This is a genomic window from Streptomyces flaveus, assembly GCF_014647675.1.
Taxonomy (GTDB): Bacteria; Actinomycetota; Actinomycetes; order Streptomycetales; family Streptomycetaceae; genus Streptomyces; species Streptomyces flaveus.
The window spans coordinates 83,797-103,799 of record NZ_BMPQ01000018.1 but is presented as its reverse complement, the minus strand read 5'-3'; the positions used below and the strand labels follow the sequence as shown (position 1 = coordinate 103,799).

The 20,003-nt window shown below is 69.2% G+C and carries 23 protein-coding genes and 1 tRNA gene; 8 read left to right on the top strand and 16 right to left on the bottom strand.

Annotated elements, in window-relative coordinates; genetic code table 11:
* Positions 1 to 9: 9 nt before the first annotated feature.
* The 10 genes from IEZ21_RS29590 to IEZ21_RS29545 form a co-directional block, all read right to left on the bottom strand.
* Positions 10 to 342, bottom strand: coding sequence for a TcmI family type II polyketide cyclase (locus tag IEZ21_RS29590; protein ID WP_189324996.1), 333 nt, complete (start codon positions 340 to 342; stop codon positions 10 to 12).
* 29 nt (positions 343 to 371) lie between these two features.
* Positions 372 to 854 carry an SRPBCC family protein gene (locus IEZ21_RS29585; RefSeq protein ID WP_033324408.1) on the bottom strand — a complete coding sequence of 161 codons (483 nt, stop codon included), beginning with the start codon at positions 852 to 854 and terminating at the stop codon, positions 372 to 374.
* A gap of 1 nt (position 855) precedes the next feature.
* Positions 856 to 1,113, bottom strand: coding sequence for an acyl carrier protein (locus IEZ21_RS29580; RefSeq protein WP_033324410.1), 258 nt, complete (start codon positions 1,111 to 1,113; stop codon positions 856 to 858).
* Between the two features lie 30 nt (positions 1,114 to 1,143).
* Complete coding sequence (locus tag IEZ21_RS29575) at positions 1,144 to 2,394, bottom strand: ketosynthase chain-length factor (RefSeq protein WP_189324914.1); 1,251 nt, start codon at positions 2,392 to 2,394, stop codon at positions 1,144 to 1,146.
* The gene (locus IEZ21_RS29570; protein WP_189324913.1) at positions 2,391 to 3,659 is read right to left on the bottom strand and encodes a beta-ketoacyl-[acyl-carrier-protein] synthase family protein; all 1,269 of its coding nucleotides are present in this window, start codon (positions 3,657 to 3,659) and stop codon (positions 2,391 to 2,393) included. Before IEZ21_RS29570 ends, IEZ21_RS29575 begins: the two co-directional genes overlap by 4 nt.
* Positions 3,656 to 4,108, bottom strand: a complete 453-nt coding sequence (locus tag IEZ21_RS29565) for a cupin domain-containing protein (RefSeq protein ID WP_189324912.1) — start codon at positions 4,106 to 4,108, stop codon at positions 3,656 to 3,658. The genes IEZ21_RS29570 and IEZ21_RS29565 overlap by 4 nt, the downstream gene beginning before the upstream one ends.
* A 105-nt stretch (positions 4,109 to 4,213) precedes the next feature.
* The gene (locus IEZ21_RS29560; RefSeq protein ID WP_189324911.1) at positions 4,214 to 5,359 is read right to left on the bottom strand and encodes a SchA/CurD-like domain-containing protein; all 1,146 of its coding nucleotides are present in this window, start codon (positions 5,357 to 5,359) and stop codon (positions 4,214 to 4,216) included.
* Between the two features lie 182 nt (positions 5,360 to 5,541).
* Positions 5,542 to 6,165 (bottom strand): class F sortase, encoded by a 624-nt coding sequence (locus IEZ21_RS29555; protein ID WP_189324910.1) that lies wholly within the window; start codon positions 6,163 to 6,165, stop codon positions 5,542 to 5,544.
* Positions 6,166 to 6,569: 404 nt separating this feature from the next.
* Positions 6,570 to 7,070 (bottom strand): hypothetical protein, encoded by a 501-nt coding sequence (locus IEZ21_RS29550; RefSeq protein WP_189324909.1) that lies wholly within the window; start codon positions 7,068 to 7,070, stop codon positions 6,570 to 6,572.
* 133 nt (positions 7,071 to 7,203) lie between these two features.
* Positions 7,204 to 8,859: an FAD-dependent oxidoreductase gene (locus IEZ21_RS29545; protein ID WP_189324995.1), complete on the bottom strand. Its 1,656-nt coding sequence runs from the start codon at positions 8,857 to 8,859 to the stop codon at positions 7,204 to 7,206.
* 176 nt (positions 8,860 to 9,035) lie between these two features.
* On the opposite strand from IEZ21_RS29545, the gene IEZ21_RS29540 reads away from it, so the two are divergent.
* Together IEZ21_RS29540 and IEZ21_RS29535 are read left to right on the top strand one after the other, a co-directional pair.
* Positions 9,036 to 10,115, top strand: a complete 1,080-nt coding sequence (locus tag IEZ21_RS29540) for a YihY/virulence factor BrkB family protein (protein WP_189324908.1) — start codon at positions 9,036 to 9,038, stop codon at positions 10,113 to 10,115.
* A complete protein-coding gene (locus IEZ21_RS29535) occupies positions 10,105 to 10,242 on the top strand; it encodes a hypothetical protein (protein WP_189325004.1) in 138 nt (45 codons plus the stop codon). The genes IEZ21_RS29540 and IEZ21_RS29535 overlap by 11 nt, the downstream gene beginning before the upstream one ends.
* 244 nt (positions 10,243 to 10,486) lie before the next feature.
* Here IEZ21_RS29535 and IEZ21_RS29530 read toward each other — a convergent pair whose 3' ends face one another.
* Positions 10,487 to 11,245 carry a VOC family protein gene (locus IEZ21_RS29530; protein ID WP_246568242.1) on the bottom strand — a complete coding sequence of 253 codons (759 nt, stop codon included), beginning with the start codon at positions 11,243 to 11,245 and terminating at the stop codon, positions 10,487 to 10,489.
* Between the two features lie 319 nt (positions 11,246 to 11,564).
* On the opposite strand from IEZ21_RS29530, the gene IEZ21_RS29525 reads away from it, so the two are divergent.
* On the top strand, positions 11,565 to 11,780 hold the full coding sequence (locus IEZ21_RS29525; RefSeq protein WP_189324907.1) for a hypothetical protein: 216 nt from the start codon (positions 11,565 to 11,567) through the stop codon (positions 11,778 to 11,780).
* Positions 11,781 to 11,788: 8 nt separating this feature from the next.
* Positions 11,789 to 12,523: a glycosyltransferase family 32 protein gene (locus IEZ21_RS29520; RefSeq protein ID WP_189324906.1), complete on the top strand. Its 735-nt coding sequence runs from the start codon at positions 11,789 to 11,791 to the stop codon at positions 12,521 to 12,523.
* On the opposite strand, the gene IEZ21_RS29515 is transcribed toward IEZ21_RS29520, so the two are convergent.
* Complete coding sequence (locus IEZ21_RS29515; RefSeq protein ID WP_189324905.1) at positions 12,515 to 13,486, bottom strand: helix-turn-helix transcriptional regulator; 972 nt, start codon at positions 13,484 to 13,486, stop codon at positions 12,515 to 12,517. The two genes, IEZ21_RS29520 and IEZ21_RS29515, sit on opposite strands and share 9 nt — an antisense overlap.
* A gap of 165 nt (positions 13,487 to 13,651) precedes the next feature.
* On the opposite strand from IEZ21_RS29515, the gene IEZ21_RS29510 reads away from it, so the two are divergent.
* Positions 13,652 to 14,047 carry a RidA family protein gene (locus tag IEZ21_RS29510; protein ID WP_189324993.1) on the top strand — a complete coding sequence of 132 codons (396 nt, stop codon included), beginning with the start codon at positions 13,652 to 13,654 and terminating at the stop codon, positions 14,045 to 14,047.
* A 133-nt stretch (positions 14,048 to 14,180) separates the two neighbouring features.
* On the opposite strand, the gene IEZ21_RS29505 is transcribed toward IEZ21_RS29510, so the two are convergent.
* Positions 14,181 to 15,260: an endonuclease/exonuclease/phosphatase family protein gene (locus IEZ21_RS29505; protein ID WP_189324904.1), complete on the bottom strand. Its 1,080-nt coding sequence runs from the start codon at positions 15,258 to 15,260 to the stop codon at positions 14,181 to 14,183.
* Between the two features lie 239 nt (positions 15,261 to 15,499).
* Between IEZ21_RS29505 and IEZ21_RS29500 the strand changes: the two genes are divergently transcribed.
* Together IEZ21_RS29500 and IEZ21_RS29495 are read left to right on the top strand one after the other, a co-directional pair.
* Positions 15,500 to 16,195 carry a response regulator transcription factor gene (locus tag IEZ21_RS29500; protein WP_189324903.1) on the top strand — a complete coding sequence of 232 codons (696 nt, stop codon included), beginning with the start codon at positions 15,500 to 15,502 and terminating at the stop codon, positions 16,193 to 16,195.
* A complete protein-coding gene (locus IEZ21_RS29495; RefSeq protein ID WP_189324902.1) occupies positions 16,188 to 17,297 on the top strand; it encodes a sensor histidine kinase in 1,110 nt (369 codons plus the stop codon). The genes IEZ21_RS29500 and IEZ21_RS29495 overlap by 8 nt, the downstream gene beginning before the upstream one ends.
* A 101-nt stretch (positions 17,298 to 17,398) precedes the next feature.
* Here IEZ21_RS29495 and IEZ21_RS29490 read toward each other — a convergent pair.
* From IEZ21_RS29490 to IEZ21_RS29480, 3 genes are all read right to left on the bottom strand, one after another.
* Positions 17,399 to 17,472: transfer RNA gene (locus IEZ21_RS29490), tRNA-Pro, on the bottom strand.
* Positions 17,473 to 17,528: 56 nt separating this feature from the next.
* The gene (locus IEZ21_RS29485; protein WP_246568240.1) at positions 17,529 to 18,296 is read right to left on the bottom strand and encodes a Pr6Pr family membrane protein; all 768 of its coding nucleotides are present in this window, start codon (positions 18,294 to 18,296) and stop codon (positions 17,529 to 17,531) included.
* Between the two features lie 170 nt (positions 18,297 to 18,466).
* Positions 18,467 to 19,393: a metallophosphoesterase gene (locus IEZ21_RS29480; protein ID WP_189324901.1), complete on the bottom strand. Its 927-nt coding sequence runs from the start codon at positions 19,391 to 19,393 to the stop codon at positions 18,467 to 18,469.
* 119 nt (positions 19,394 to 19,512) lie between these two features.
* On the opposite strand from IEZ21_RS29480, the gene IEZ21_RS29475 reads away from it, so the two are divergent.
* Positions 19,513 to 19,977 (top strand): GatB/YqeY domain-containing protein, encoded by a 465-nt coding sequence (locus tag IEZ21_RS29475; protein ID WP_189324900.1) that lies wholly within the window; start codon positions 19,513 to 19,515, stop codon positions 19,975 to 19,977.
* Positions 19,978 to 20,003: the final 26 nt, after the last annotated feature.

Here is a 20,003-nt window from a genome sequence, read left to right as displayed (position 1 = left end):
TGCTGAGGTTCAGGCGGTGGAGCCCCGCTCCCAGCGGTAGAAGCAGTGGGCCATCGCGTCCTTCGGGGAGCGCCAGGTCGCGGGATCGTACGCGCTGACGTACGCCGACAGCCGCTCGCTGATGTCCCGGAACTCGGGGTGTCCTGCCATCTTGGCGATGGCAGGACCGGGGTCCTGTTCCGCCTCGATGAGGTGCAGGTACACCTCGCCGAACTGGAAGAGGCTGCGGCGGGCGACTCCCACGAGATGCGGCAGCTCGCCCCGGTCGGACTCCTCGAACACCTTGGCGATGTCGGGGGCCGACCCCGGAGCCATCCGGGCGACGATCAGGGTCTGGTGCATCGAACTCATCGAGTTGCCCTCCGTCCGGCTCAGTCGGTCAGGGACGACGACACGGGTCGGCGCTGAGCGGCGGCCTGTTCGATGCGGTCCCGGATCAGGGCCAGCTGGACCTTGGAGTTCTTGTTGATGTTGTCCGTCATCCAGGCGTCGTCGACCGGTGCGTCCGGCTTCATCGCGAAGTCCTGCGTCCACACCATCCGGGTGCCCTCCGGCACCTTCTCGTACTGCCAGCGGATGTTCATGTACGCGAAGGGGCCGGTCTCGACGCGGCGGGCGCGCACGCTGAGCGCGTCGCGGTCAGTCTCCCGCTCCGAGACCCAGCTCCAGACGGTGCCGTTCTCGTCGGGCTTCATGGTCAGCCGGAAGGTGGTCTTGTTCCCCTCCTGGGAGAGGATCTCGGCCGAGGCGTACTCGCTGAACAGCTGAGGCCAGTTGGCCACGTCGTTGGTCATGTCCCAGACCAGGTCCAGCGGTGCGGCGATGGTGATGTCGTTCTCCGTGTGTCCGGTCATGTCACGCTCCTGCCACGAGGGCACCGTTGACGAGGTCGAGGAACTGCCGCGGGGTCTTGCAGCGTTCCGCGTCGGGAGGCAGCGGGGTGCCGTACCGCTTCTCCAACTCGCCCACGACGCCGAGCAGACCGAGCGAGTCGATGCCGAGGGCGTCGAAGCCGGAGTCGCTGCGCTCCTGCAGTTCGCCGGGGGCGACGGTGACTCCGGCCGCCTTCTTCATGAGTTCGGACAGCTCTTCCACGGTGATTTGCTCACTCATGTGGTTCCTTTCCTTGTGTTCCTGGCCTCGCTACGAGGCGTTGGCGGCGCCGCGTCGCAGCACCAGCGCCGAGTTCGATCCCATGAGGCCCCGGCTGAGGACCAGCGCCGTGCGCAGCTCGGCGGCACGGGCCCGGCCGGTCACGAGGTCGAGGTCATGGCAGATGTCGGAGACGTTGGGGGTCGGGGGGATCAGGCCGTGCTCCATCGCGAGCACGGCCGCCGTGGCGTCCAGCACGGACGCCGCGCAGTAGCCGCGGCCGATACCGGTCTTGGGGGCGGTCACGGGTACGCGCCCGCCGTGCGCACCGAGGGCGTCCGCGATCGCCAGCGCCTCGGCACGGTCCGCCTCCGGTACGCCGAGGGCGTCGGCGAAGACCACGTCGATCTCCCCGGGGGCGCAGCCGGCCTCCTCCAGCGCACCGCTGATGGCACGGGCGAGCCCTTGCCTGGACTCCGCCCAGCGGGAGGCGCCGGTGAACGTGGCCGCGTGTCCGGCGACGGTGGCCCGTACGGTCGCGCCCCGCTCCCGGGCCGAGCGCTCGTTCTCCACGACGAGCATGGCGCCGCCCTCGGCGGGCACGAATCCGCAGGCCTCGGCGGTGAACGGGCGGTAGGCGTGCGCCGGGTCCTGAGCCGTGCTCAGTTCCTGGTAGCCGAGTTGGCAGACCACCGAATAGGGGGCCAGCGGTGCCTCGGTCGCGCCGGCCACGATCACATCGGTGCCGCGTCGCGCGGCCCGCGCCGCGTGGGCGAGGGCGTCCAGACCGCCGGCCTCGTCGGCGGCGACGACCGAGCAGGGGCCCTTGAAGCCGCGCCGGATGGAGATCTGGCCGGTGCTGGCGGCGTAGAACCAGGCGATGGACTGGTACGGGCCGACGTACCGGCTGCCCTTCCCCCACAGTTCCTGCAACTCGCGCTGCCCGAACTCACCGCCGCCGGAACCCGCCGCGGTGACCACGCCCACGGAGAACGGCGCCTGACCGGTGTCGGCCTGGCCGAGGCGGGCGTCGTCCAGCGCGAGGTCGGACGCGGCCAGCGCGAAGTGCGTGAACCGGTCGGTCTGGACGAGGTGGCGTTCCTCGACCGCCTCCGACGGCTCGAAGCCCCGGACTTCACCGGCCACCCGCAGGGGCAGATGCTCACAGCCTTCGCGGGTGACCCGGTCGAGGACGCTGATGCCCTCCTGGGTGGACTTCCAGAAGGACTCGGTGCTGGTTCCGTTGGGCGCGATCACACCGATTCCGGTGACGGCGGCACGCCGTGGATACGGTTCGTTCATAGCGTCGCCTCCCTTGGCCGGGTCAGGACCACCGCGGACTGGAAGCCGCCGAACCCGCTGCCCACGGAGAGCACGTTGTTCAGCCTCCGCTCGCGAGCGACGCGCGGGACGTAGTCCAGGTCGCACTCGGGGTCCGGGGTCTCGTAGTTCGCGGTGGGCGGTACCACCTGGTGGGTCAGAGCCAGCACACAGGCGACGAGTTCGATCGCGCCGATCGCGCCGAGGGAGTGGCCCACCATGGACTTGATGGAGCTCATGGGGATGTCGTAGGCGTGCTGTCCCAGAGCTCGTTTCACCGCGGCGGTCTCGTGCCGGTCGTTCTGCTGGGTGCCCGAGCCGTGCGCGTTGACGTAGTCGATCGCTGTGCCGGCGAGCCCGGCGTGGCCGAGGGCGGACTCGATCGCTCGGGCCATCTCCAGGCCCTCCTTGGTCAGGCCGGTCATGTGGTAGGCGTTGCCGAAGGTGGCGTAGCCGCTGAGCTCGCAGTACACGTGGGTGCCGCGGGCCAGGGCGTGTTCGAGGTTTTCCAGGACGAGTACGGCACTGCCCTCGCCCATGACGAACCCGTCACGGTTGGCGTCGAAGGGACGTGAGGCATGGGCGGGGTCGTCGTTGTTCGCGGACGTGGCCTTGATCGCGTCGAAGCAGGCCATGGTGATCGGCGATATCGGTGAGTCCGAGGCGCCGGCTATGCATATGTCCGCCCGGCCCTCCTCGATGGTGTGGAAGGCGTAGCCGACCGCGTCGAGGCCCGAGGTGCAGCCCGTGGAGACGGTCTGCACCGGCCCCCGCGCCCCGAACCGCTCCGCCACCGCCGAGGCGAGCGTGCTCGGCGAGAACGCGCGGTGCAGATGCGGCCTGGCCTCCCGGTGGTCCACGTCCCAGCGCTGTCCTTGATGGCTGACCAGTACGTAGTCGTGCTCCAGGCGGGTGGTGCCACCCACCGCGGTCCCGAGCGAGACCCCGACCCGCCAGGGGTCCTCCTGGCCGAAGTCCAGGCCGGCGTTCCGTATCGCTTCCTGAGCGGCGACCAGGGCGAACTGGATGTACCGGTCGGAGCGTGCGATCTGCTCCGCGTCCAGCCCGTGGGCCGCCGGATCGAAGTCGCACTCGGCGGCTATCCGCGAGCGCAGGCCTGTCGGGTCGAAGAAGGTGATGCCCCGTGTCGCGGTGCGCCCGCCTGCCAGGAGATCCCAGAACGCCGGTACACCGATGCCGCCCGGGGCGACGACGCCTATGCCGGTGACCGCCACGCGCCCGGTCATGAACCGACCTTGCTTCGGTCGACCGTCCGGCCCTCACTCGCGTCGGCCCCGTCCGCGCCGGCTTCCGTCCCCTCGGTGTCCACGTGACCGAGCGGCGGGCTCGGCGCCAGCGGACCGAGGTGAAAGACGAGGCGCGCCTCCACATCGCCGACGTTGCGGAAACGGTGCCGCATATAGGCGGGGATCATGAGCCCCTGTTCGGGCCGCAGCGGGTGCGGGTCGCCGTCCAGGTCGACCTCCAGCTGCCCGCACAGGACGTACACGAACTCCTCGGAGTACGGGTGGTAGTGCTCACCGATGCGTTCGCCGGGCTGCACGATGGCCACGCCCATGAAACCGCTGGTGGAGCCGACCGTGGCGGGGGTGAGCATGGCGCGCAGATCGCCGCCGCGCCGGGTGTTGGGCTCGACCTCGCTGAGATCCACGATTCTGGGACGGGGTTTGATCACGACGTTGCTCCGATCGTGTGCTGTGTCGACATGAGAGCCGGTCGACATGAGGGCCGTGGTCGCCGCGACCCGTGTGGTGGACGGATCAGGCTTCGGGTGAGTGAGTCAGGCTTCGGGCGAGCGGCGGTCGGTGACGAACTCCATCCGGACCAGGCCGAGGAGGCGGGTGAGGGGGGTGTCCGCCCCGGCGTTCGTACCGACGTCGTCCAGGAGTGTCGTCAGCTCGGCCGCGGGCCCGGTGTCCGGGAGGCCGAGGGCCAACGCCGGGTCGGCGGCGTCGAGACCGCCGAGCACATCGATCAGCCGGACCACCACGTCGTCGCGCTGGAAGATCGTGCTGCGCAGAACGGGGCTGTACGGACTGCCCGCCGCCGCTTCGTCCTGCCGGGCCAGCAGTTCGGCCAGCCGCATGCCGCAGCGGGGCCGGGCCGGGTAGTACAGGGCATGCCGCTCCGCCCGCGGGTCCTCCTGCTGTGCCGTCACATGGTGTACGGCGGGCAGCGCGGCCCGTGTGAAGAAGACCCGGGCGGACTCGGGGTCGTCGAGGTCCCGGTTCTGCTCCAGATGAGGATTGATGGCCTCTTCCACGGCCCGTACCTCGGGCTGCCGGGCCACGTGGCGCAGCGCTGCGAGCAGGTCGCCCCGCACCTCGATGGTCCGCACCACCCGGTTGCCGTGCATGAACAGGGACGTACGGCACAGCCGGGTGGTGTCGTCGACCCGCGGTTCGGGCGAGGCGTAGTCGGCGAGGATCCGGGCGACGGCCGCCTCACTGCCCGGCTTGACCGTGAAGGTGAGGGCGTGGCGGATCACGCCGTCACCGATCCGGGGCGAGGCCTGAAGACGGCGCTTCGAGGGGGTGGCTTCCGCCGGGCCGCCGGTCTCGCGGACGACGTGGAAGCGAAGCGACCTGGTGTCCCGTACGCAGCTGTGCAGCGGCTCCACCATCTGGACGTGCTCCTCACTGTTCACCCAGGCGAGGAACGGCGGGGCGCTCTCCCACTCACTGGTGATCAGCCACTGGGAGGGATTCTCGATCGACTGGCACAGCTGGTCGCTGACATGCCCGGGAACGGACGCGACCTGGTTGCACAGTTGCTCGTACGCCTCCAGGAACTGCTGCTGAGCTCCGTCGTGGACGTCCACCAGCAGGACGACACGGAGCCGGGAGCCGTCGAACACGGACTGGGAGACACGTGACGACACCTGGTGTGTCGGCGGCTTTGAGGCAGGGGCGGACGTGGTGGTCATCCTGCTCATCTCCTTCGGGGGGGCAGGGGTGGACGTCGGTCGTGGTACTGCGAGTTAGGCGTGGTTCGATCTTGTGCCCGTCCCCGTAAGCGCGCGACTCGTATGGACTACGCGGGTGATGGGCCACGCGGGAACCCCGGCATCCAACTGCGAGGAGGCGGCCGGGGATTCACTGCCGGGGTTCAGACGAGGTGGGCGAAGACCACCAGGTTCTCCGTGTAGTCCCTGGCCGAGCGGTCGTAGGCACCCGCACAGGTGATGAGCCGGACCTCGGGCCGGGAGGTGTCGGCGTACACACGCTCGTCGGGGAAGTCGTCCTTCTTGAAGGTCTCCGCACTGTCGACGGCGAAGGAGGCCTTGCGCCCGTCGGCCCGTACGACGTGGAAGACATCGCCCTTCTTCAGTTCGCCGAGACCCGCGAACACGGCCGGAGACGTCCGGGTGTCCACGTGCCCGGCGATGATCGACGTGCCCGCCTCGCCGGGGGAGGCTCCCTCGGCGTACCAGCCGACGAGGTTGACGTTGTCGGCAGGCGGCGCTTCGAGCTGTCCCTTGGGGTCGAGGGCGAGAGGCATGAAGGGGGCGTCGACCGAGATCTTCGGGATGAGCAGACGCGTCGGCTGCGAGCGCGGCAGCTCCTTCCCCGCCTTCTCCGCCCGGGGCGGGTCCTTCTCCGCCTGCGGCTCGACGGGCGGAGCCTGCTGGGCGGACGGCGGATGCAGGGAGCTCTGGGAGGTGCCGGAGGACGACTCCCTGCCGCCGTACAGGACGGCTGCCAGGATCATGAGGGCCGCGGCGCACACCATGGTCAGGCTCGTACGGCATCGGTGCCCGGCCGGGGCGTCGCCTCCGGAGGGGGAGTTGCCGACAGAGGGAGGAGAGGGAGGAGAGGGGCGAGAGGCCGGATACGGGGGATAGGGGGGACGGGGAGGGACAGGGGGAGCTGCCATCGGGACCACCTCGCTAGGACGCGGCAGCGGGGGGAGGGGCTCGCGGAGGGCTAAGCGGGTCCAGCAAAGTCCGGTGCGGTACCGCGCCCCTTGAAGGAGGCCGCAGGCCTTCCTTCAAGGGGCGCGGGGAACTGCGCGACCAGCCACAACGAACCCGCAGCTTGAAACCGCGCAACCCAGCGGAGCGGCCGGGCCGCCACACGGCGTGCGCGTGGCGGCTGCGGCGGCTGTGTCGTACGGCGTGGGTCAGGTGGCGTGGGTCAGGCCACGCTTGCGCCGGTCTTCTTGCGGCGCGCCGCGTACAGGCCGGCGCCGGCGACGGCCAGGACGGCCAGCCCGCCCGCGGTCACCGTCGGTTCGGCGAGCCCGCCGCCACCGGTGTGCACTCCGCCGCGGGGCTTCTCGTACTCACCCTTCCAGGACTCCTCCTTGCCGTGCTCGCCCTTCCAGGAGTCCTCCTTGCCGTATCCCTTGTCCCCGTGCTCCTTGTAGCTTCCCGAGCGGTCCTCGCTGCCCGGCTCGGCGACGTCGGTCAGCGCGCCACCGCCGGTGTGCACGCCGCCCTTCGGCCACTCGTGCTTGCCGTGCTTGCCTTCCTTGTGGTGCTCCTTGCCGTAGTCCTTGCCGTAGGAAGAAGAGTTCTCGCCCTTGGTGGAAGAGTCCTGCTGGCTCCCGTCACCACCCGCGTAGGCACCGGGAGCGCCGAGAGCGAGGACGGCCGAAGCCGCCGCGGTGGCCAGGAGCAATCGAGCAGAGCGCATCTGACGATCCTTCCGCCGTGGCCGGGCAGCTGGCACTTCGTCAGCTGAGTGACCCGACCTCGATGTGAACCACCGTCAGTCAGGTCTCCGACCCTCACCACTCGGGGCGCTCAGTCGGGTGACGCCGCACCGATCAGCTCAGTGCCAGGACCGTGGACAGGATTTGACGCAGCGTCAGTTCCGCATCAGGGACCGGACCTGACGATCGCCAGGCGACGAACCCGTCGGGCCGTACGAGTACGGCGCCTGCACGTGTCGTGCCATGGCGCTCCGCCCAGTCCACGTCGCCCTCGGGCGTCAGCTCGCTGTCGGGTCCGGTGCCCAGCCTGTACGAGGTGAGGGGGACGGGCAACTGCTCGGCAAGGCGGAGGGCCGCCTTGTGCCATTCGCTCGCGTCGTCGGCGTCGCTGAGCAGAACCATGGACCGTTCGTAGAGGTCCAGGGTGGAGACGCGTCGGCCCTGGTGCCGTACCCACAGGTGGGGTGCGCGGCTGCCTGGCTCCCCCGTCAGGGTGAGTTTCTCCGGGACGACCGGGACCGTGGGATCGGCGCCGACGACAGCGCCGTGCGGATAGCGGTGGCCGAGGACCATGTTGAGGATGCCGCTCCGCGGCCCACCCCCGGCGCCGGGCGGCGGGGCGAAGCCGGGGTGGCTGTGCTCGGCAGACCGGGCCGCCGCGCGGGCACTGGTCACCTCCGCCACCGGACGGCGCTCGGAGTCGTAGGTGTCCAGCAGCGCTTCCCCTGCCCAGCCGCCGAATACCGCGGCCAGTTTCCAGGCGAGGTTGTGGGCGTCCTGGATACCGGTGTTGGAGCCGAAGGCTCCGGTGGGGGACATCTCGTGCGCCGAGTCGCCGGCCAGGAAGACCCGTCCCGACCGGTAGCCGCGAGCCACGCGCTGGGCGGCGTGCCAGGGCGCCTTGCCGGTGATCCGGACGTCGAGGCCCGAGTCCCCGACCGCGCGGCGGATGTGGTCGGCACAGCGCTCGTCGGTGAACTCCTCGAGCGTTTCGCCGAGTTCGGGGTGCCAGGGGGCGTGGAAGACCCAGTTCCCGTGGTTGTCCACCGGCAGCAGGGCGCCGTCGGCGTCCGGGCTGGTCAGGTAGCAGACGATGAAGCGTCGATCGCCCACCACCTCGGCGAGGCGATCGGAACGGAAGGTCACGCTGATGTTGTGGAACAGGTCGCCGGGGCCGCTCTGGCCGATGCCGAGCTGTTCCCGTACGGGGCTGCGGGGGCCGTCGGCGGCGACGAGGTAGTCCGCGCGGATCGTGGTGTGTTCGCCCGTCTGCCGGCTCTTGACCACCGCGCTGACGCCGGTGGAGTCGGTGTCGAACGACATCAGTTCGGTGGAGTAGCGCAGGTCGCCGCCGAGCGAGGCGGCATGGTCGAGCAGGACCGGCTCCAGGTCGTCCTGGCTGCACAGACACCAGGAACTCGGGCTGAAGCGGGCCAGCCCGCCGCCCGGGTCGATCTCCTTGAACAGCCACTCGCCCGTGTCGCCGACCAGAGTGGGCGTCTGCAGGATGCCGTGGTTGTCGGCGAGGGTGGCCGCGGCCTCACGGATGTCCGGCTCCACGCCGGCCACCCGGAACAGCTCCATCGTACGGACGTTGTTGCCGCGGCCACGGGGGTGGATGGACGTGTCGGCATGGCGCTCCACCAGCGTGTGCCGCACCCCCAGCCGGCCGAGGAACAGCGAGGTCGACAGGCCGACCAGGGAACCGCCGACAATGAGGACCGGGACCTCGTGGACCGCCGGATCTGCTCGATCGGCTCTTGCGTTCATCATTCGCCTCCAGGGTGTCGTGTCTGTCCCGGCTCATCCACATACGGCCGGGATCTCCATGCATGCCCCGCGAGGCGGACGGCGGCTCACGCTTCACCCACGTAAACCGCTTCTCGGCAATCCTCCAAATGCCGCAAAGCATGGATAAGTGCTGCTCGGCCGGATACTCGTGCGGGATGGTACGGACGTTGAAACGGCATGGAAGGAACGGCGGGCACGGTGTGGCCGACCGGAAGGCCGAGACCGTGCGGGCACCGGAGGCACCTCAGGCACCGGAGGCCGGGCCGGACGAACAGGTGGAGCGGCAGGCGCCGGACACTCCTACGGACCTGCCCAAGCGCTCCTGGGGAGCGGTACTGAAAGGCACCTTCAAGGAGTTCAAGAAGGACGAGCTGACCGACCGGGCCGCGGCGCTGACGTACTACGGGATCCTGGCGCTGTTCCCGGCGCTGCTGGCGTTGATCTCGCTGGTCGGGATCGCCGGAGCGTCGGCGACGCGGCAGGTGCTGGACAACATCCAGAACCTCGCCCCGGGAGCGGCGCGGGACATCCTGAGCAACGCGGTGCGGCAGTTGCAGGGCAACGCCGGCATCGGCTCGGTCATGGCGATCGTGGGTCTGGTGCTCGCGGTGTGGTCGGCCTCCGGCTATGTCGCCGGGTTCATCAGGAGCGCGAACGCGGTCTACGACGTCCCCGAGGGCCGGCCGGTGTGGAAGGTACTGCCGGTGCGGGTCGGGGTGACCGTGGTGCTGATGATCATGGCTGTGGCCAGTGCGCTGATCATCGTGTTCACCGGCACTCTGGCCCGGCAGGCCGGCACCACCCTGGGAGTCGGTGACACGGCACTGACGGTGTGGTCGTACGCGAAGTGGCCGGTGCTGCTGTTCCTGGTCACGGTCATGATCGCGATCCTGTACTGGGCGACGCCGAACGCGCGGGTCCGCGGCTTCCGCTGGATCACGCCGGGGAGTTTCCTGGCGCTGGCGGTCTGGATGATCGCCTCGGCGGGGTTCGCGCTGTACGTGGCGAACTTCGGCTCGTACAACAAGACCTACGGCACGCTCGCCGGCGTGATCATTTTCCTGGTGTGGCTGTGGATCGCGAACCTGGCGATCCTGCTCGGCCTGGAGTTCGACGCGGAGCTGTCCCGGCAGCGCGCCGTCGCGGGCGGCCACCCGGCCGAGAAGGAGCCGTATGTGCAGCCGCGCGACACGCAGAAGTGGGACGAGGAGGACCGTCGCCGGCTTGAATCCTGAGACCGAGACCACCGTCGTCCTGAGCGTCCCCGGTCGGGGGCGCCGGGACCTGCTCGTCGTCCCTCCGGACACGACCGAGAAGGCCGTGGAACCGCTGGTGGCAGCGGCGGCGGGCGGTCACGTCTGATTCGACGGGCCTGCGTGGTGCATCAGCGCGCTGATTTGATCCGGTGAGGGGTAGGACCCTGGGCAGGACCCGAGGTGAGGAGGGATGAGATGCGAGGGATTCCTCGCTGGGCCGCCCAGGCGATCGGCCTGCTCGCCACGCTGGCGGTGCTGCTGTGGCTGGCGACCCTGCTCGTGGAGAACTTCTGAGGCGGTCGCCCCGCACCGATGTATCGGGCGGGGCGGCCGGTCGGAGTCTCGTGATGTCAGAGTCTCGTGATGACTGAGAACTCCACTCCGAAGGGGTCCGTGATGGTGGCGCTCCGGCCGTAAGCGGTGTCCTCGGGGGCGTCGGCGGTGGCGCCCGCCGTGATGGCGCGCTGCACCACCGCGTCCGTGTCGGCCACCTCGAACGTGGTGGCCCAGGCGGACTTGGGGGCGGTCGGGAAACCGAAGATGCCGCCGATCTCGTGGCCGTCCCTGCGGCGCAGGAAGGTGAAGTCGAGGTCCGGGAGGGTCTCGTTGAGGTCCAGGGTGTAGTCGAAGACGGCCGTGTAGAAGGCTCGGGCGGGTTCGGGATCCGGGGTGACCAGGTCGTTCCGTACGAGCGAGCCGGGCTCGTTCACGACCTCGCAGCCGAGGTGCGCCCGCCCCTCCCAGAGACCGAAGCGGGCGCCGACCGGGTCCTCGGCGATGGCCGTGCGGCCCTGGTCCCCGACGTCCGTCGGAGCCTTGAGCAGGGAACCACCTGCCTCGACGATGCGCTTGGCGGTGCCGGCGCAGTCCGCGGTGGCGAAGTACATGTTCCAGCCGAAGCCCGTGGTGGTCGGGGCCTGCGCGATGGCCGCGACGGGCCGGCCGTGCAGCAGGCACACCGTGCCGAGGCCGGTCTCCGCGGCGCTCCCGTCGTACTCCCAGCCGAAGAGCGCACCGTAGAACTCCAGCGCGCGCTCCCGGTCGGGCACCCGGAGGTCGATCCACGTGGGCGTACCGTCCGGCTGAATGCTGCTGACGTAACTCATCATGCGCTCCCTGATGTCGGACAACCGAGAATCCGCCTCCGACAGTAGGAGCCATCTAGGCCAATTTCTGTCCTATAAGAAGCGGCGTCTCAAGGCGTCTCAGGCCAGTCGCAGATCGATCCAGCCCGCGTACCGGGTGAACGTGTCCTGGCGGTCGCCGAGCTGTCTTTGCCCGACTCCCGTCACCCCCACGTGACTTCACGCTGCTCATGTCACACCGATGGAACCCAAAAGCAACGCGTGAAGTCCTGCCCCGACCTGTGAGGCGGTCCTATAATCCACCTCTACGCGCGTCGGGGGGCGGGCGGAGCTGGGAGTGGGGATGAGGGCTGTACGTCGCAGGGCCGGAGCCGCAGAGGCGGTGGCGTCCGCGCCGAGGCTCATCGTCGGGGTGGACGCCCGTAGCGCGGACTCGGGCTCCGACGCGGACACCGCCCACGCGAGGTCGCCGAACCGGCCTGAGCGCAGGCCGATGCACCGAGCCCGCCGCCGCGCACAGACGGCCGACTTCCACTTCCTCATCACCATGGTTCGCTGAGAGGCACTGTGATCCGCAACAGATTCCGTAAGTCCACTGTCAACGTCGCAGATGCCACACAGGCAGGCGTCCCCAAGTTGATCCACATCATCTGGATCGGCGAGAAGGACTTCCCCTACCAGGACAACTTCCGCACCTGGAAGAAGCACAACCCCGACTACCAGGTCCAGCTCTGGACCGACAAGAACCTCCCCGTACTGCACAACCAGTGGATCTACGACGCCCTCGCCGACCAGCCACCCGCCGTACGGGCCGACCTTCTCCGCCTCGAACTCCTCGCCCAATACGGCGGCATCTACACCGACGCCGACTCCTGGTGCACCCAGCCCATCGCGCCGCTGATCGACGAGCTGCCCCTGTTCGGCATGACCGGCAACAAGGGCAACGTCCAGAACGCCACCCTCGGCACCGTCCGGGACCACCCCGCCTACCGCCTGATGGTCGAAGGCGCCGGAGCGCGCTATCTCCGCCTGGCCTACCACAAGCGCAACACGACCGAGAAGTATGAGGTCTTCGACATCTTCGGCACCCGCTACATCACCCCCGTGCTGCGTTCCTTCCCTGACTTCACCCAGATCGACCGAGGTGCGGTCAAGGGAAGTCGCCGCCTGATAGTCGTCGAGGGCCTGGACAAGATCAACGAGGCATACATCGTCCACGCCAACGCCACCACGTGGAAAAAGCAGGACAGCGACAACCGGCTCACACTCACACCGGCCTGCCCAGAAACTCAGTCAGGCTGAGCCTCCGTAGCGGGTGACAATCGCGGCGGCGCGGTTGCGCAGGGAGGTGCGCAACGACTGCGGGGCCAGGGCTTCCGCGTCCGTGCTGAGCTGCCACAGCGCCCATTCGGCGTGTCGTGAATCCTGGAAGGTCACCTCCAGCCGCAGCCAGCCGTCCGCGTCGGGTTCTTCTGCGCGGACCGCCAGCGCGGTGTCCAGCAGGTCCTCCCGCCGCGCCGGGTTCACCCGTACCAGCACGGTGATGTGGCCGTCTGAGAGAAACCGCGCGGAGCGTTCCCGCCAGATCCGGTCCAGATCGACCCGGTTCGGTCGCTGTGCCGGTTCGGGGAGTTCCTCGGCGGCCAGCACCCGCGACAGCCGGTAGGTGCGGTCCGCGCCGGATCGCGTGGCCAGTAAGTAGCCCCGGTCTCGTACGGTGACCAGGCCGATCGGGTCCACCGTGCGCCACTGTGGTGTCTGGCCCGTGGCCGCGTAGTGGATGCGCAGCTTGTGTCCGGCGAGCACCGCGCGCCGGACCTCGACCATGGTGGTGTCGGGTACCTCCTCGGTGACCAGCCGGCGTGAGAGCAGGTCGGTCTCCGGGTCGACGAGAAAACGCTGGGCGGCGTCGCTCGCGGTGGCCCGGTGGCCTTCGGGCAGCGCGTCGACCACCTTGCGCATGGCCGAAGCGAGCGCCGAGCCAAGTCCGAACACCAGCTCGCCGCGCCCCGATCCGGCGGTCAGCAGGGCAAGGGCCTCGTCGTGGTTCAGACCGGTGAGCTCGGTCCGGAAACCGGGCGACAACGCGAAACCGCCGTGCCGACCGCGTTCGGCGTAGACCGGGACGCCGGCCGCGGACAGCGCCTCGATGTCGCGCAGCACGGTGCGGGTGGATACCTCCAGCTCCCGGGCCAGCGTGTCCGCGGTCAGCCGACCGCGCTGACGCAGCAGCAGCACCAGCGAGACCAACCGGTCGGCGCGCATGCGAGAACTTTATCGAAATACGTGACCAAGGATGTCGTGATTTGTTGCGAGGCTTACCGACGTGACGCCAAGGACGGTGGCTACCGAGCCTTTGGACGTACGTACTCCCCATGAATCGCATGAATCGCACGAATCGCGCATGAATCGAATGGAGCTGACGTGGCAGTGGAACGAACGGCGGTCAACCCGGTGACGTGGTCGGTGGAGATGGGATTCAACCAAGGGGAGGTCGTCTCCGGGCACACCCGGACCCTGTACATCTCGGGGCAGACCGCGATGAGCGGCGACGGCAAGCCCCAGCATGACGGTGACATGGCGGCGCAGTTGGCGCTGAGCATCGACAACCTGGAGGCCGTGCTCGGCGAGGCCGGCATGTCTCTCGCCGACCTCGTCCGGCTCAACGTCTACACGACCGACGTCGATCTGCTTTTCCAGCACTACGGCGTGCTGGCGGCGCGGTTGGGCGCCGCCGCGGTGGCGCCGACCACCACGATGCTCGGGGTGACGCGGCTGGCGATCTCCACCCTGATGGTCGAGCTCGAGGGGACCGCCGTCGCGTGAGGCGGCCTCGCCCACGGCCTTGCCTTCGGCGATCTCGTCCAGCGGCGAGTTCGGGCTGACGGTGCCGGGACGCGCCTTGATCTGCGACAGCAGATCCTGTGGGAGGCGTGGGAGGCGGCGGCTTTACGCGTGTTCACCAGCTGATTCCGGCCGCCACCGGCAGGTGATCGCTGCCGGTGGCGGGCAGCACCCACGAGCTCTCCGGCTCCACGCCGCGGACCAGGATCTGGTCGATCCGCGCCACCGGGAAGGACGCCGGCCAGGTGAAGCCGAAGCCGTCCCCGGCCGCGTTCTGGGCCGAGCGCAGCTGTGCGGTGAGGCCGGCGAACGCGCGGTCGTCCATGGTGCCGTTCAGGTCGCCGAGCAGCACCACCCGCTCGTTCTGCTCGGCGGCGAGGGCCTCGCCGAGCGCCTGCGCGTTGCGGTCCCGCGAGTCCGTCCAAAAGCCCGCCCTGGGATTCACCCGTACCGACCCCAGATGGGCCACATACACCGCCAGCGGCCCCTGGTCCGTTGCCACCGTGGTGCGCAGTGCCCGGTTGTAGGCCATCTTGACCTCGGCCGGCTTGGTGTCCCCCAGCGGCCCGACGTCCTGCTTGATGTCGACCGGCTGGGTGTCCGACAGCGGCAGCTTGCTCCACAGCCCGACCGTGCCCTGCACCGTGTGGTACGGGTACGCCTTCGCCAGCTCCTTCTCGTACGTGCCCCTGGCCTGCTCGGTCAGCTCCTGCAGGGCCAGCACGTCCGCGCCGGAGGCGGCCAGGTCGCGGGCGGTGCCGGCCGGGTCGGGGTTGTCGGCGCCGACGTTGTGGCCGGCCACCGTGAGGTCGCCGCCCGGCTGGGACTTGTCGCCGAGCACCCCGCCGAAAAGGCTCAGCCACACCATGACCGGCAGCAGCAGCGCGACCACCGCGGAGGCGGAGCGGCGCCACAGCGCCCCGGCAAGCAGCACCGGGACGAACAGGCCGAACCACGGCAGGAAGGTCTCCACCAGGCTGCCGAGGCCCCCGATCCGGTTCGGGATCTTCGCGTGCAGCAGCATGAACAGGCCCAGCAGCAGCGCCAGCGCCGCGAGCACCGGGCCGCGCTTCCAGGGCCCCGGCCGAGCAGCGATGCGGATCGCCCGGCGGATGCCCGCGCGCCAGGTACCGGAGCCGGTGTCCCGGCGGCCGGCGCCGCCCTGCCCGGTCTCCGCCGTGTCCGCCTGCGCCATTGCCGATCCTCGCTCACTGCCGGTCACTGCTGCATCCTCGACTGACAGCCGAGGGCTGCGGTGATCCCTGCTGTGACGACTGTGAGGCCGACGACAAGGAGCCGGCGAATCCGGCGGCTCGTTGTTCGTGCTGATGGTGGGATTCCGGTCATGCCGCCAGTCAAGGCAGCGCGGTGTTGCCGGCCCGTATGCGGTTTTCGATACGCCGGCGATATGTGACGACTCGTAGCCTCAATGACATGCGTGTGTTGATCGTCGAGGACGAGCCCTATCTGGCAGAAGCCATCCGCGATGGCCTACGCCTGGAAGCGATCGCCGCAGACATCGCAGGTGACGGCGACACCGCTCTGGAACTGCTGAGCATCAACGCCTACGACATCGCCGTCCTCGACCGGGACATCCCCGGCCCCTCCGGCGACGAGATCGCCAAACGCATCGTCACCTCCGGCAGCGGCATGCCGATCCTCATGCTCACCGCTGCCGACCGGCTCGACGACAAGGCCACCGGTTTCGAACTCGGCGCCGACGACTACCTCACCAAACCGTTCGAGCTCCGGGAGCTCGTCATGCGGCTCAGGGCGCTCGACCGCAGACGCGCCCACAGCAGACCACCCGTGCGAGAGATCGCAGGCCTGCGCCTGGATCCGTTCCGCCGCGAGGTCTACCGCGACGGCCGCTACGTCGCGCTCACCAGGAAACAATTCGCCGTGCTCGAAGTCCTCGTCGCCGCCGAAGGCGGTGTCGTCAGCGCCGAAGAACTACTGGAACGGGCGTGGGACGAGAACGCCGACCCGTTCACCAACGCCGTGCGCATCACGGTCTCGGCGCTGCGCAAACGCCTCGGCGAACCCTGGATCATCGCCACCGTGGCCGGCGTCGGCTATCGCATCGACACAGCACCCGGCACCGGACGTGAGGGAGGGGACCGTGGATAGGCCGCCTGGTCTGAGCGTTCGGGTCAAACTCACCCTCAGCTACGCCGGGTTCCTCATGCTGGCCGGCGCACTGCTGATGGCGGCGGTGTGGGTGTTCCTCCTGCGTTATGTCCCCGACCGTGCGCTGCTCACCAACGCCGAGGACATCCCCACCGGGGTTTTTCCCGTCCGGTCCGAACTCCTGCGAATCTTCGCTCCGAGAGCAGCCGCAGTGATGGCCCTCCTGCTGGTCTTCGGCCTCGTGGGAGGGTGGTTCCTCGCCGGTCGCATGCTCGCCCCGCTGACCCGCATCACACACGCCACCCGCCTGGCCACGAACGGATCGCTCTCCCACCGAATCCGGCTACCGGGCCGCAAGGACGAGTTCCGCGAACTCGCCGACGCCTTCGACACCATGCTCGTGCAGCTCGAAGCACACGTCGCCGAACAGCAGAGATTCGCAGCCAACGCCTCCCACGAGTTGCGCACCCCGCTCGCGGTCTCGAAGACACTCCTCGACGTGGCCCGCACCGATCCGAACCACGACACCGGCGAAGTCATCGACCGCCTCCACGCCATCAACACCCGGGCGATCGACCTCACTGAAGCATTGCTCCTGCTCAGCCGCGCCAACCAGCGGTCCTTCACCCGAGAACACGTCGACCTGTCCCTCCTGGCGGAAGAAGCCACCGAAACACTCCTCCCCCTCGCGGAAAAGCATGACGTCACCATCGAGACCTCCGGCGACATCGCCCCCACAATCGGATCGCAAGCGCTCCTGCTGCAGCTGACCATGAACCTCGTGCAGAACGCGATCGTCCACAACCTGCCTGAACAGGGCACCGTGTGGGTGAATACCAGCGTCCGCCCCAAGACGGCGGTGCTCACTGTCGAAAACACCGGCGAGAACATCTCCCCACGGCTGGTCTCGACACTCACCGAGCCATTCCAGCGCAGCACCGAGCGCATACACACCGACCACGCAGGCGTCGGCCTCGGCCTGGCAATCGTCAAAACCATCACCCAGGCACACGACGGAACACTCACCCTCACACCGCGCTCTGCCGGCGGGATCCGCATCGCCGTGGAACTACCCGCGACAGCCCCGCACACCGACAGGTAGCGCAGGTGACTCGCAGTTCCGATAACGGGGGTTCTTCTCCTTTGGCCCCAGAGCACGACAGAGGCCCATTCGCGATCAAGCGAATGGGCCTCTGACCAGCGTCGGGGTGGCGGGATTTGAACCCACGACCTCTTCGTCCCGAACGAAGCGCGCTACCAAGCTGCGCTACACCCCGATGTCGCTTTGAGCAGGCCACTTCAAGTGGGTTGTGCCGTGGCGACGTCGTTTACTTTAGCCCACCGGTGGCTGGAGGCGAAATCCGGTTTTCGGGGGTCTGCGGCGTGGGCCCGGGCCTGGGCGGATGCGGTCGACGGCGATGAGGAGAAGGGCGAGGTTGTAGCAGGCGAGGGTGAGGACGGTGGCGTTGCTGAGGGCTCCGATGTAGCCGTGGCGAGTTGGGTCCAGGAAGGGGTACGGGGAGCCGGTCGGGGCGTTCGGCGACAGGAAGGCGCCGTGGGTCAGGGTGAAGGTCAGGTGCGCGAGGGGGAAGAGGAGCCAGGCTGCCGCGTGGTGCGGGCGTAGCGGGGCGGGGCGGGTCAACAGGAGCCAGTCCAGTGCTGCCGCGAGAGGGAGCGCCGTGTGGAGGAGCTGGTTCGAGAGAGCCTGCCAGCCGGTGAGCGGGGCGGCACCGCCGGGCGGCGTACCGTTCGCGAGGATCACGTGGTGGAACACGCCCGCGGCAGTGACGTACAGCAGCGTGCCGGTGGTGAGTGACGGCGGGAGTGGGCGGCGGGCCGTCCATGCGCGCCCGGAGGAGAGGGTGAACACCGCCGCCGCCAGGATGCCGCTCTGGATCGTGAAGTGGGTCAGTGCTCGTAGCGGGCTGCCCGCGAACAGCGTGATCGTCACGCTCGTCGCCGCCGTCAACGCTATGAGTGCGCGGAAGGCGGCGGCCAGGGGACGGCGTACGCGCGGCAGCACCGCATACGCCGGGACCATGGGGACCTTGGTGGCGGCTGCCTCGGCGGCTATGCGTGGGATGGCAGGAATGTCCGGCATGTCCGCAGGCATAGACGCCGGTATGGATGCCGGTGTGCAGGCCGGTATGGGGGGTGTGAGGGGTGTGGGGGCGGTCATGCCCCCACGCTAAATTCGGCGGGCAAAAGGGGCGATGCGGATTGAACCGGCCGAGGGAGGCCTCCCTCAATCCGCCAATTCCGTTACCCCTTCTACTCCCTCCCCGTAAGTGTCAGCAGCGTCGCCTCCGGCGGGCACGCGAACCGTACCGGCGTATAGCGGTTCGTGCCGCAGCCCGCCGAGACGTGCAGGTAGGCCGTCCGTCCGGCGGCCGTATGCGTGGACAGGCCCTTCACCCGGTCCGTGTCCAGGTCGCAGTTGGTGACGAAGGCGCCGTAGAAGGGGAGGCAGAGTTGGCCGCCGTGGGTGTGGCCGGCCAGGAGCAAGGGGTAGCCGTCCTCCGTGAAGGCGTCGAGGACGCGCAGGTACGGGGCGTGGGCGATGCCCATCGAGAAGTCGGCCGAGTCGGACGGGCCGCCGGCCACGCGCGCGTACCGGTCGCGTTTGATGTGCGGGTCGTCGAGGCCGGTCAGCTCGATCTCCAGGCCGTCGATCTTCAGCGCACCCCGGACGTTCGTCAGGTTCAGCCAGCCCGCCGAGTCGAACCCGTCGCGCAGGTCCTCCCACGGGTTGTGGATGGCGCCTACGACGGGCGGGTTGCCGTTCAGCCCGTGCCGTCCCTGCGCCTTCTCGAGCAGGTACCGGGCGGGGTTGCGGGGTTTGGGCCCGTAGTAGTCGTTCGAGCCGAAGACGTACGCGCCCGGGAACTCCATCAGCGGACCCAGGGCGTCCAGTACCTCCGGCACGCCCTCCGGGTCGGACAGGTTGTCGCCTGTGTTGATGACGAAGTCGGGGCGCAGCCCGGCCAGCGAGCGCAGCCAGCGCTGCTTCTTGCGCTGGCCGCTCACCATGTGGATGTCGGAGACCTGGAGGACGCGGAGCGGGCGCATCCCGGGCGGCAGCACCGGGACCGTCACCCGCCGCAGCCGGAAGGAACGGGCCTCGAAACCCACCGAGTAGAGCAGACCGGCGGCGCCGGCCGCCGTGATTCCCAGGGGTACTCCGTATCGCGCGCGCATACGCCCATCGTGTCAGACGACCCGTACGGACGAGCCGCACGGCCCGGCCCCGGGCGACGAAGGCGTGCCGCGGGAAATCAACGGGCGGTTGTCGCACCACACCTGCGACAATCGCTCCCATGACCAAGCTCAAGTCGAAGCTGCAGGAAGACCTCAACGCCGCGATCAAGGAGCGCGACGAGCTCCGCTCCTCGACGCTCCGGCTGACCCTCGCCGCGATCACGAAGGAGGAGGTCGCGGGCAAGGAGAAGCGCGTGCTCTCCGACGAGGAGATCACGAAGGTGATCACCCGTGAGGCGAAGAAGCGCCGTGAAGCCGCCGAGGCCTTCGCGCAGGGCGGTCGCGCCGAGTCGGCCGAGCGGGAGAAGGCGGAGGGCGAGGTCCTCGCCGAGTACCTGCCCAAGCAGCTGTCCGACGACGAGCTCCAGCAGATCGTCACCCAGGCGGTCGAGGAGGCGAAGGCGGCCGGTGCCGAGGGCCCGCGCGCCATGGGCCAGGTCATGAAGATCGTGAACCCGAAGGTGGCGGGCCTGGCCGAGGGCGGCCGCGTCGCCGCGCTGGTCAAGAAGCAGCTCGCGGGCTGAGGCCCGAAGGCCGGGACGGCCGTACG

Coding starts and splice junctions, on each gene's coding strand:
- IEZ21_RS29590 (WP_189324996.1), bottom strand. CDS start 342: ATGCACCAGACCCTGATCGTCGCCCGGATGGCTCCGGGGTCGGCCCCC.
- IEZ21_RS29585 (WP_033324408.1), bottom strand. CDS start 854: ATGACCGGACACACGGAGAACGACATCACCATCGCCGCACCGCTGGAC.
- IEZ21_RS29580 (WP_033324410.1), bottom strand. CDS start 1,113: ATGAGTGAGCAAATCACCGTGGAAGAGCTGTCCGAACTCATGAAGAAG.
- IEZ21_RS29575 (WP_189324914.1), bottom strand. CDS start 2,394: ATGAACGAACCGTATCCACGGCGTGCCGCCGTCACCGGAATCGGTGTG.
- IEZ21_RS29570 (WP_189324913.1), bottom strand. CDS start 3,659: ATGACCGGGCGCGTGGCGGTCACCGGCATAGGCGTCGTCGCCCCGGGC.
- IEZ21_RS29560 (WP_189324911.1), bottom strand. CDS start 5,359: ATGACCACCACGTCCGCCCCTGCCTCAAAGCCGCCGACACACCAGGTG.
- IEZ21_RS29555 (WP_189324910.1), bottom strand. CDS start 6,165: ATGGTGTGCGCCGCGGCCCTCATGATCCTGGCAGCCGTCCTGTACGGC.
- IEZ21_RS29550 (WP_189324909.1), bottom strand. CDS start 7,070: ATGCGCTCTGCTCGATTGCTCCTGGCCACCGCGGCGGCTTCGGCCGTC.
- IEZ21_RS29545 (WP_189324995.1), bottom strand. CDS start 8,859: ATGAACGCAAGAGCCGATCGAGCAGATCCGGCGGTCCACGAGGTCCCG.
- IEZ21_RS29540 (WP_189324908.1), top strand. CDS start 9,036: ATGGTACGGACGTTGAAACGGCATGGAAGGAACGGCGGGCACGGTGTG.
- IEZ21_RS29530 (WP_246568242.1), bottom strand. CDS start 11,245: ATGATGAGTTACGTCAGCAGCATTCAGCCGGACGGTACGCCCACGTGG.
- IEZ21_RS29525 (WP_189324907.1), top strand. CDS start 11,565: ATGAGGGCTGTACGTCGCAGGGCCGGAGCCGCAGAGGCGGTGGCGTCC.
- IEZ21_RS29515 (WP_189324905.1), bottom strand. CDS start 13,486: ATGCGCGCCGACCGGTTGGTCTCGCTGGTGCTGCTGCTGCGTCAGCGC.
- IEZ21_RS29505 (WP_189324904.1), bottom strand. CDS start 15,260: ATGGCGCAGGCGGACACGGCGGAGACCGGGCAGGGCGGCGCCGGCCGC.
- IEZ21_RS29500 (WP_189324903.1), top strand. CDS start 15,500: ATGCGTGTGTTGATCGTCGAGGACGAGCCCTATCTGGCAGAAGCCATC.
- IEZ21_RS29485 (WP_246568240.1), bottom strand. CDS start 18,296: ATGCCGGACATTCCTGCCATCCCACGCATAGCCGCCGAGGCAGCCGCC.
- IEZ21_RS29480 (WP_189324901.1), bottom strand. CDS start 19,393: ATGCGCGCGCGATACGGAGTACCCCTGGGAATCACGGCGGCCGGCGCC.
- IEZ21_RS29475 (WP_189324900.1), top strand. CDS start 19,513: ATGACCAAGCTCAAGTCGAAGCTGCAGGAAGACCTCAACGCCGCGATC.